The organism is uncultured Thiodictyon sp., assembly GCF_903828115.1.
Classification (GTDB): Bacteria; Pseudomonadota; Gammaproteobacteria; order Chromatiales; family Chromatiaceae; genus Thiodictyon.
This window is the reverse complement of the sequence record NZ_CAIKKU010000840.1, coordinates 1-8,731: the sequence shown is the minus strand read 5'-3', so window position 1 is coordinate 8,731 and position 8,731 is coordinate 1. Positions and strand designations below refer to the sequence as shown.

The following is an 8,731-nucleotide window of genomic DNA, read 5'->3' as shown; positions in this document are numbered from 1 at the left end:
GTGGTCGGATTATTCGACAACGACAACGACAACGACAACGACAACGACAGCGTGCCCGGGATCTCGGCCACCACATCAGTTCCGATCGCACCCGGGGACTGAGGTGTGATTGACTCACTGACCAAAGATCGGTTATTTTACGCGGCTTATGTCGGCCCCATTGCCTCAGAAACTCGATCCCTGGCGGGCGGTGCACCTGGGTGCCGCCTTTGCCGGCGGCGCGACCCTTGCGCAACTGCCGCGGCTGGCCGCGGGGGTCGCGGGGGCCGACGGACCGGCGCAGTACGCGCTGCGGTTCGAGCGGGATGAGGCGCGACAGGCGGTTGCGCTGGGCCAGGTTTCGATGGCGGTGAGGCTCATCTGCCAGCGTTGTCTCAAGGAAGTGGTGTACCGGCTGGAGGCGCCGATCGCCTTGGCTCTGGTCCGGGCGACGACGGGTGCGGACGGCCTGGGCCTGGTTCAGACTCCGGAGGTTGCGGATCATCTGGACCCGCTGCCGCTCGGCGAGGAGCCGATCAACCCCCTGGACCTGATCGAGGACGAATTGCTGCTCGCCCTCCCGCTGGTACCCATGCACGGGGTCGGCGAGTGCCAGGCGGCGCTATCGTCAGGCCTGACCGAGAGCGCGCCGGCCACGGAAGTGGCCGAGCGGCTAAATCCGTTCGCAGCGCTTGCGACGCTGAAGTCCAAAGGCTAAAAGCCTTTGATTTTTTTAATAAATAGTGCGGTCTACTGACCGCCCTATCAGGAGTAGACCATGGCTGTTCCCCAGAACCGCAAGACCCGCTCGCGGCGCGACATGCGCCGTTCCCACGATGCCCTGAGCGGTCCGACCCTGTCGGTCGACTCCATGACCGGCGAGGTCCATCGCCGTCACCATATCTCCGCGGACGGCTTCTATCGGGGCCGCAAGGTGCTGGATAAGGCCGAGTGAGTCAGGACCCAGCCGTCGTCGTTCGTGCGAAATTGGTACCGCGTCCCGGCCCTGACATGTCACAAGACATCCCACATGAATCCCCCGCGGACGCGCCCCAGTGGTCGCCGGGGTTGTTCCTGAACCGGCGCCACACGATCGCCCTGGATGCGATGGGCGGCGACCACGGCCCCCAGGTCGTGGTGCCGGCGGCCCTGCGCTTCCTGGCCCACCGGACCGCGGTGGACCTGATCCTGGTCGGGGATCAGGCGCGGATCGAGACCCAACTCGTCGGCAAGGCGGCCGCGAAGCTGCGTGATCGCATCCGGATCAGGCACACCACCGAGACGGTGGAGATGGACGAGTCGCCGGCCAAGGCGCTGCGCGGCAAGAAGGATTCCTCGATGCGCGTGGCCATCGACCTGGTCAAGAGCGGTGAGGCCCATGCCTGCGTGAGCGCCGGCAACACCGGGGCCCTGATGGCCACCGCACGCTTCGTGCTCAAGATGCTGCCCAACGTGGATCGCCCCGCGATCATCACGGCGGTACCCTCCCTGCATGGTCATACCCACATGCTCGATCTGGGTGCCAATGTGGACTGCACCGCGGCGCACCTGATGCAATTCGCCGCGATGGGCAGCGAACTGGTCAAGGCCGTGGATGGCGTGGCCAGGCCCAAGGTCGCCCTGCTCAACATCGGCCAGGAAGAGATGAAGGGCAACGAGCAGGTCAAAAAGGCCCACGAACTCCTGTCCCGTAGCGCACTCAACTATGTGGGCTATGTCGAAGGCGACGGGATCTATCTGGAAGACGTGGATCTGGTGGTGACGGACGGGTTCGTCGGCAATGTGGCGCTCAAGAGCAGCGAGGGGGTCGCCAAGTTCGTGCGCCATACCCTGAGCGCGCAGTTCAAGCGCAACCTGTTCACCCGCCTGGCGGGCCTGGCGGCGATGCCGATCCTCAACGCCTTTCGCCGCACCATGGACCCGCGGCGCTACAACGGCGCGAGCCTGCTCGGCCTGCGCGGCATCGTGATCAAGAGCCATGGCGGGGCCGACGAGATCGCCTTTGAAAACGCGATCGGCATCGCCGAGAAGGAGATCCACTGCGATATCCCGCGCCGCATCGCCGAGCAGGTGGGGCGCCACCTGGGTGACGCGCCGCCCGCTCAAGACGCCGACGACCAGGACCAACGCAGGGCGACTGCCTGATGATCTATTCCCGAATCCTCGGGACCGGCGGCTATCTCCCGGAGCGGGTGGTGACCAATGCCGATCTCGAAGCCGTTGTCGACACGACCGACGCCTGGATCCGTGAACGCACCGGAATCGAGCGGCGTCACCTGGTAGTGGAGGGCGAGACCTGTTGCGATCTGGCGGAACGGGCCGCGCGCCACGCGTTGGAGGCGGCCGGGATCAGTGCCCGGGAAGTGGACCTGATCATCGTCGCCACGACCACACCCGACCAGTATTTCCCGAGCACGGCCACCATCCTGCAACGCCGTCTCGACATCCACGGCTGCCCCGCCTTCGATGTCCAGGCGGTCTGCGCCGGCTTCGTCTACGCCCTGACCATTGCCGACAAATTCGTGCAGACCGGGTCCGCCCGGCGGGTCCTGGTGGTCGGGGCCGAAACCTTCTCCCGCATCCTGAACTGGGAAGACCGGGGGACCTGCGTCCTGTTCGGCGACGGCGCCGGGGCGGTGGTCTTGGGCGCCGCCGATGAACCCGGCATCATCGCGACCAGTCTGCACGCCGACGGTGCCTACAAGGAGATGCTCCAGGTCCCGGGCGGCATCGGCAACGGGGACTATGCCAACAACCGGGTAACGATGAAGGGCAACGAGGTCTTTCGCTTCGCCGTCACGGTCTTGAGCAAGCTGGTCGCCGAAACCCTGGCGGCCAATGGCCTGACGATGGCCGACATCGACTGGTTTATCCCCCATCAGGCCAACCTGCGCATTATCCAGGCGATCGCCCGCAAGATCCGCCTGCCGATGGAGAAGGTGGTGGTCACGGTGGCCGACCACGCCAACACCTCCGCCGCCTCGGTCCCCTTGGCGCTGGATCAGGCGGTACGCGACGGGCGCATCCAGCGCGGTCACCTGGTGCTGATGGAGGCGATCGGCGGCGGCTTCACCTGGGGCTCGGCCCTGGTGCGCTACTGACCTCTGATCCGAATTTAACTCCGGAAATAAATAGTTAAGCCGCAAATGACGCAAATAGACGCAAATAATCTCAGGGTGATCCTGGTCCTCCCGGTCATTCGGGGGTGCCCCGGGACACCGCTGACCAGCAGATTTATTTGCGTCTATTTGCGTTCATTTGCGGCAAAAAATTCCTTTCAGGTTGATTTGAGCCCTGGTTTTTATCCCGGATGACTACTCCACTCGCTGCCTGTTTTCCCGGTCAGGGCTCCCAGTCCGTCGGGATGCTCGAGGGCCTGGCCGCCGCCTTTCCACTGGTGCGCGACACCTTTGCGGAGGCCTCGCAGGCCCTGGGCCGGGACCTCTGGACCCTGGTCAGTGTTGGGCCCAAGGAGGCCCTGGACCAGACCGAGAACACCCAACCGGCCATGCTGGTCGCCGGGGTCGCCGTCTGGCGGGTCTGGCGGGCACAGGGGGGGCCGGCCGCGACCATCATGGCCGGGCACAGCTTGGGTGAATATGCCGCCCTGGTGGCGGCGGACGTCTTAAGTCTCGCCGACGGGGTCCGGCTGGCGGCCGATCGCGCCCGTTTCATGCAGGCGGCGGTGCCGGCGGGGCAGGGGGCCATGGCTGCGGTGCTCGGCCTGACCGACGCGCAGGTCATTGCGCTGTGTGCCGAGCAGGCCCAGGGGGCGGTGCTGGAGGCGGTGAATTTCAATGGTCCCGGGCAGGTGGTGATTGCCGGGGAAAGCGCCGCGGTGGCGCGCGCCACGGCCGCTGCCAAGGCCGCGGGCGCCAAACGCGCGCTCCTGCTGCCGGTCAGCGTGCCCTCCCACTGCGCCCTGATGCGCCCCGCCGCGATCGACCTGGCGGAGGCCCTGTCCGCGCTGGACCTGCGGGTGCCCCGGGTGCCGGTGCTGCACAATGTGGACGTTACCAGTGCGGATTCGGTCGCGGCCCTGACGACGCGTCTGTGTCGGCAACTCTACCAGCCGGTCCGCTGGGTGGAGACCGTCCAAACCATGGCGGCCGGCGGCGTCCGTCTGGCCATCGAATTCGGCCCGGGCAAGGTGCTCACCGGGCTCAACAAGCGTATCGACAAGACCATGATCACGCTGCCGGTCTGCGATCCCGAGACCCTGGATCAGGCACTGGCGGCGGCACTGGAGACGACGGCCCATGCTCAACGGTGAAATCGCCCTGGTGACCGGGGCCTCGCGCGGGATCGGCCGCGCCATCCTGCTCGCGCTGGCGCAGCAGGGCGCCATCGTCGCCGGTACCGCGACCACCCAGGCCGGGGCCGACGGCGTCGGGCAGGCGCTGCGCGACGCCGGCCGCGAAGGGTTAGGGGTCGTGCTCGATGTGGCCGATCCAGTGTCGGTCGCGGCCGCCGTGGAGCAGGTCACCGAGCGCCTCGGGGCGCCCGCTATCCTGGTCAACAATGCCGGCATCACACGCGATAACCTGCTGATGCGAATGAAGGACGAGGAGTGGCAATCGGTCATCGACACCAATCTCGGGTCCGTCTACCGCATGTGCAAGGCGTGCCTGCGCAGTATGACCAAGGCGCGCCGCGGGCGGATCATCAATATCGCCTCCGTGGTCGGCAGCATGGGCAACGCCGGGCAGACCAACTATTGCGCCGCCAAGGCGGGCATGATGGGATTTACCCGGGCGCTGGCCCGGGAGGTCGGCTCGCGCGCCATCACGGTCAACTGCATCGCCCCGGGTCTGATCGACACCGACATGACCAGGGCCATGACCGAGGCCCAGCGTGATACCGTGCTGGGGGCCGTGCCGCTGGGGCGTTTCGGCCTGCCGGAGGAGGTCGCCGCGGCGGTCGTCTTTCTCGCCTCGCGCGGCGCCGCCTACATCACCGGGGAGACCTTGCAGGTCAACGGCGGCATGTATATGGCGTAAACTCGCTTGCTTGCGGGCAAACGCAAGCAAAATCATTTTGTTAATCGAGGGGCATAAGCCCCGTTATCGGCTTTCATCGCCCCTCGATTGTCACTAGAATACCGCCTGGCCCAGCCCGGGTCACTTTGTCATCTGGAGGTTGCAGACTCATGAGCAGCGTTGAAGAACGAGTTAAGAAGATCGTCGTCGAGCAGTTGGGCGTCAAGGAAGAGGAGGTGACCCTGGAGGCCTCCTTCGTCGACGACCTCGGCGCGGATTCCCTCGACACCGTCGAACTGGTGATGGCGCTGGAGGAGGAGTTCGAGACCGAAATCCCCGACGAGGATGCCGAGAAGATCACCACCGTCCAGCAGGCGATCAACTACATCAACGAGCACCTAGGCTGAGGCGCGCTGCTTCGAGGACGGAACGGCCGCCGCCCGGCGATACGGACGTCACGTGCGGCGCTTGCCCGTCGGGTCATTCCGAGCGAGAGGGGTAGGTAATGACAGTCAGAAGGGTCGTGGTCACCGGACTGGGTTTGGTGGCGCCGGTAGGTTTGGACGTAAAATCGTCCTGGGAAAGCATCCTGGCCGGCAGGAGCGGAATCAAGCCGATCACCCACTTCGACGTGGGGCCGTTCAGTACCCGCTTCGGCGGTCCGATCTACGGTTTCGATCCCACCGTCTATGTCTCGGAAAAAGACACCCGCAAAATGGATAAGTTCATCCACTACGGGATGGCCGCGGGCTGCCAGGCCATCGCCGACTCGGGTCTCACGATCGACGACTCGAACTGTCGGCGCATCGGGGTGGCGATCGGCTCCGGCATCGGCGGCATCACCGGCATCGAGAACAACTATGAGGCGTACCGCTCCAAGGGGCCGCGCCGCATCTCGCCGTTCTTCGTGCCGGCCAACATCATCAACATGGTGGCAGGGGACATCTCGATCAAGTTCGGGCTCAAGGGGCCGAACTACTCGATCGTGTCCGCGTGCAGCACCGGCAGCCACAACATCGGTGAGGCGGCGATCATGATCCGCCACGGTTATGTGGACGTGATGATCGCGGGCGGGGCCGAGATGGCGACCTCCCCGGTCGGCCTGGGCGGCTTCGCCGCGGCCCGGGCGCTGTCCACCCGCAACGAGGACCCGGAGCGTGCCAGCCGGCCCTTCGACAAGGACCGTGATGGTTTCGTGCTGAGCGACGGGGCCGGGGTGGTCGTGCTGGAGGAGTACGAACGGGCGGTGGCCCGGGGGGCGCCCATCTACGCCGAGTTGATCGGGGTCGGCATGAATTCCGATGCCTATCACATGACCTCCCCTTCGGAGAACGGCGAAGGCGCCTCCGACTGCATGTTGCTGGCCATGAACGATGCGGGCGTCAACCTGGATCAGATCGGCTACATCAACGCCCACGGCACCTCCACCCCCGCGGGTGATGCGGCCGAGACCATGGCGATCAAGCGGACCTTCGGCGACCTGGCCTACAAGGTCCCGGTCAGTTCGACCAAGTCCATGACCGGGCACATGTTGGGCGCTGCCGGCGGGGCCGAGGCCATCTTCACCATCCTGGCGCTGCGCGATCAGGTGGCCCCGCCGACCATCAACTACGAGACCCCCGATCCGGACTGCGATCTCGACTACGTCCCGAACACGGCACGCGAGATGCGCATCGACGTGGCCCTGACCAACTCCTTCGGTTTCGGCGGGACCAACGGGACCCTGATCTTCCGTCGTCCCTAGCGCGCCGCGGCAATTGCGCTTCGGTGGCCGATTCTCAGGCCCAGGGTGATTCGCGAATGGTATCGGGATCAGCGCCCCCCGGTACCGGGGCTGTCGTCGGCGCCGCGGGCGAAGCAGCGCCGCTGCGGGTCCTGATCGATGGCGTGCAGACAGGTCTGGTGCCGGTCTGGGATCGGGGGATCGGCTATGGCGACGGTCTGTTCGAGACCGTCCTGATCAGCAACGGGGCGCCCTGTCAGTGGTCCAGGCACCTCGCGCGACTGGCACTGGGCTGCGGCCGTCTGGGTATCCCAGTCCCGTCGGCCCGGTGTCTGGAGGACGAGGTCCGCCCGCTGATCAAGGGACTCGACGCGGGCGTCCTCAAGGTCCTGATCACCCGGGGGACGGGCGGGCGCGGCTACCGTCCGCCCGCGCAGCCGCAACCCCGTCGTGCCTTGCTCGTCTATCCCTTACCCGTCTGGCCGCCGGACTGCTATACGCGGGGCCTGTCGGTGCGCTATTGTCTGACCCGCGCCTCCGAGAACCGCTCACTGGCCGGGATCAAACACCTGAACCGCCTGGATAACGTCCTCGCGCGCGCCGAGTGGACCGACCCGGAAATTGCGGAGGGGCTGATGCTGCGCGACGACGGGCAGGTCGTCGGCGGGACCATGAGCAACCTCTTCCTCTGGACCGGCACGACCCTGGACACGCCGCTTCTCAACCGTGCCGGGATCGCGGGTACCGTGCGCGCCCTGACCCTGGAACTGGCGGCCGGTCTGGGGATTGCTTGCCGGGAGCGGGATCTCAGGCCCGCCGACCTGCATGAGGCGCGCGGCCTGTTTCTTACCAACGCCCTGATCGGGGTCTGGCCGGTTCGCCGGCTGGACGGACGTGACTACGACCCGGGACTCCTGCCCTGGGGCTTGCTCAAGGCCGTCGCCCTGGCGGCGCAGACCGCGGAGTGGCCGACGCCATGATTGTCCGTGTACTGTTGTTGCTCCTGCTCGGCCTGGGAACGCTGGCGGGCGGCGTCTGGCTGGACTATCAGCGCTTCATCGCGACCCCGGTGCGGATGGCCGAACCGACCATGGTCGTCGCGGTCGAGCGCGGCAGCGGCCTGCGTCAGGTCGCCGCGACCATGACCGCCCGCGGTCTCATCCGCCACCCCTACTATCTGCTGCTGCTCGCCTATCAGCGCGGCGACGGCGCCCGCCTCAAGGCCGGTGAGTTCGAGTTGACGCAGGGCCTGAGTCCGGGCGAGGTCCTCGATCGACTCGTCTCCGGGCGGGTGATCCAATATCCCATCGTCCTGGTGGAGGGTTGGACCTTCCGCCAGGCGGTGGCGGCGATCCTCGCCAATGGCCGCTTCGGCACCGATCTTGCCGAGCAGTCCGACGAATCCCTGATGGCCGCCCTGGGCCACCCCGGGGAGCACCCGGAAGGGCGGTTCTTCCCGGACACCTACAACTTCCCGCGCCGCACCACGGGGCTCGAGGTCCTGCGGCGCGCCCACGGGCGCATGGAGGCGGTGATGGCGCAGGAGTGGCAGGAGCGGGCCGCGGGGCTGCCGCTGAAGTCGCCCGACGAGGCGCTGATCCTGGCCTCGATCATCGAGAAGGAGACCGGCCTCGCCGCCGAGCGCCCGCAGATCGCCGGGGTCTTCGTGCGGCGGCTGCGCGCCGGGATGCGGCTCCAGACCGACCCCACCGTGGTCTATGGGTTGGGTGCGCGCTTCGACGGCAATCTGCGCCGCGCCGATCTGCGCGAGGAAACCCCCTACAACACCTATGTCATCGCCGGGCTGCCGCCGACCCCGATTGCGCTCCCCGGGCGGGCGGCGATCAATGCCGCCCTGCACCCGGCGGACGGCGACAGTCTCTACTTCGTGGCGCGGGGCGACGGCGGGCACGTCTTCTCCGCGACCCTGGAGGGCCACAACCGGGCCGTGAGTGAGTTTCAACTCCATAAGTAATTAGTCGAGAACAAGTTAAGCACAAACGCAGTCGTTGTCGTTGTCGTTGTCGTTGTCGTAATCGTAATCGGAGAC

Annotated in this window: 10 protein-coding genes; all 10 read left to right on the top strand. The window is 66.5% G+C overall.

Annotated features, from left to right (window positions below):
• The first annotated feature begins 160 nt into the window (after window positions 1-160).
• The 10 genes from QZY48_RS31390 to mltG all read left to right on the top strand — a co-directional run bounded on the left by QZY48_RS31390 (window position 161) and on the right by mltG (window position 8,656).
• On the top strand, window positions 161-697 hold the full coding sequence (locus QZY48_RS31390; RefSeq protein ID WP_295438053.1) for a YceD family protein: 537 nt from the start codon (window positions 161-163) through the stop codon (window positions 695-697).
• 60 nt (window positions 698-757) lie between these two features.
• Window positions 758-934 carry a 50S ribosomal protein L32 gene (gene rpmF, locus QZY48_RS31385; RefSeq protein ID WP_295438051.1) on the top strand — a complete coding sequence of 59 codons (177 nt, stop codon included), beginning with the start codon at window positions 758-760 and terminating at the stop codon, window positions 932-934.
• 119 nt (window positions 935-1,053) lie between these two features.
• On the top strand, window positions 1,054-2,124 hold the full coding sequence (gene plsX / locus QZY48_RS31380) for a phosphate acyltransferase PlsX (RefSeq protein WP_295438056.1): 1,071 nt from the start codon (window positions 1,054-1,056) through the stop codon (window positions 2,122-2,124).
• Window positions 2,124-3,080, top strand: coding sequence for a beta-ketoacyl-ACP synthase III (locus QZY48_RS31375; RefSeq protein WP_295438050.1), 957 nt, complete (start codon window positions 2,124-2,126; stop codon window positions 3,078-3,080). Before plsX ends, QZY48_RS31375 begins: the two co-directional genes overlap by 1 nt.
• 209 nt (window positions 3,081-3,289) lie before the next feature.
• Window positions 3,290-4,252: an ACP S-malonyltransferase gene (fabD, locus tag QZY48_RS31370; protein ID WP_295438047.1), complete on the top strand. Its 963-nt coding sequence runs from the start codon at window positions 3,290-3,292 to the stop codon at window positions 4,250-4,252.
• A complete protein-coding gene (gene fabG, locus QZY48_RS31365) occupies window positions 4,239-4,979 on the top strand; it encodes a 3-oxoacyl-ACP reductase FabG (RefSeq protein WP_295438044.1) in 741 nt (246 codons plus the stop codon). Before fabD ends, fabG begins: the two co-directional genes overlap by 14 nt.
• A gap of 149 nt (window positions 4,980-5,128) precedes the next feature.
• Window positions 5,129-5,365, top strand: a complete 237-nt coding sequence (gene acpP, locus QZY48_RS31360) for an acyl carrier protein (RefSeq protein ID WP_295438042.1) — start codon at window positions 5,129-5,131, stop codon at window positions 5,363-5,365.
• A gap of 98 nt (window positions 5,366-5,463) precedes the next feature.
• Entirely contained in the window at window positions 5,464-6,702 is a 1,239-nt protein-coding gene (gene fabF, locus QZY48_RS31355) for a beta-ketoacyl-ACP synthase II (RefSeq protein WP_295438039.1), read from the top strand.
• 56 nt (window positions 6,703-6,758) lie between these two features.
• On the top strand, window positions 6,759-7,661 hold the full coding sequence (gene pabC, locus QZY48_RS31350; protein WP_295438037.1) for an aminodeoxychorismate lyase: 903 nt from the start codon (window positions 6,759-6,761) through the stop codon (window positions 7,659-7,661).
• Window positions 7,658-8,656 (top strand): endolytic transglycosylase MltG, encoded by a 999-nt coding sequence (gene mltG / locus QZY48_RS31345; protein WP_295438034.1) that lies wholly within the window; start codon window positions 7,658-7,660, stop codon window positions 8,654-8,656. The genes pabC and mltG overlap by 4 nt, the downstream gene beginning before the upstream one ends.
• The last annotated feature ends 75 nt before the right edge of the window (window positions 8,657-8,731 follow it).

Excerpts from the sequence above, each read along its gene's own strand:
- fabD (WP_295438047.1), top strand. The coding sequence starts at position 3,290 with ATGACTACTCCACTCGCTGCCTGTTTTCCCGGTCAGGGCTCCCAGTCC.
- acpP (WP_295438042.1), top strand. The coding sequence starts at position 5,129 with ATGAGCAGCGTTGAAGAACGAGTTAAGAAGATCGTCGTCGAGCAGTTG.
- fabF (WP_295438039.1), top strand. The coding sequence starts at position 5,464 with ATGACAGTCAGAAGGGTCGTGGTCACCGGACTGGGTTTGGTGGCGCCG.
- rpmF (WP_295438051.1), top strand. The coding sequence starts at position 758 with ATGGCTGTTCCCCAGAACCGCAAGACCCGCTCGCGGCGCGACATGCGC.
- QZY48_RS31375 (WP_295438050.1), top strand. The coding sequence starts at position 2,124 with ATGATCTATTCCCGAATCCTCGGGACCGGCGGCTATCTCCCGGAGCGG.
- pabC (WP_295438037.1), top strand. The coding sequence starts at position 6,759 with ATGGTATCGGGATCAGCGCCCCCCGGTACCGGGGCTGTCGTCGGCGCC.
- mltG (WP_295438034.1), top strand. The coding sequence starts at position 7,658 with ATGATTGTCCGTGTACTGTTGTTGCTCCTGCTCGGCCTGGGAACGCTG.
- fabG (WP_295438044.1), top strand. The coding sequence starts at position 4,239 with ATGCTCAACGGTGAAATCGCCCTGGTGACCGGGGCCTCGCGCGGGATC.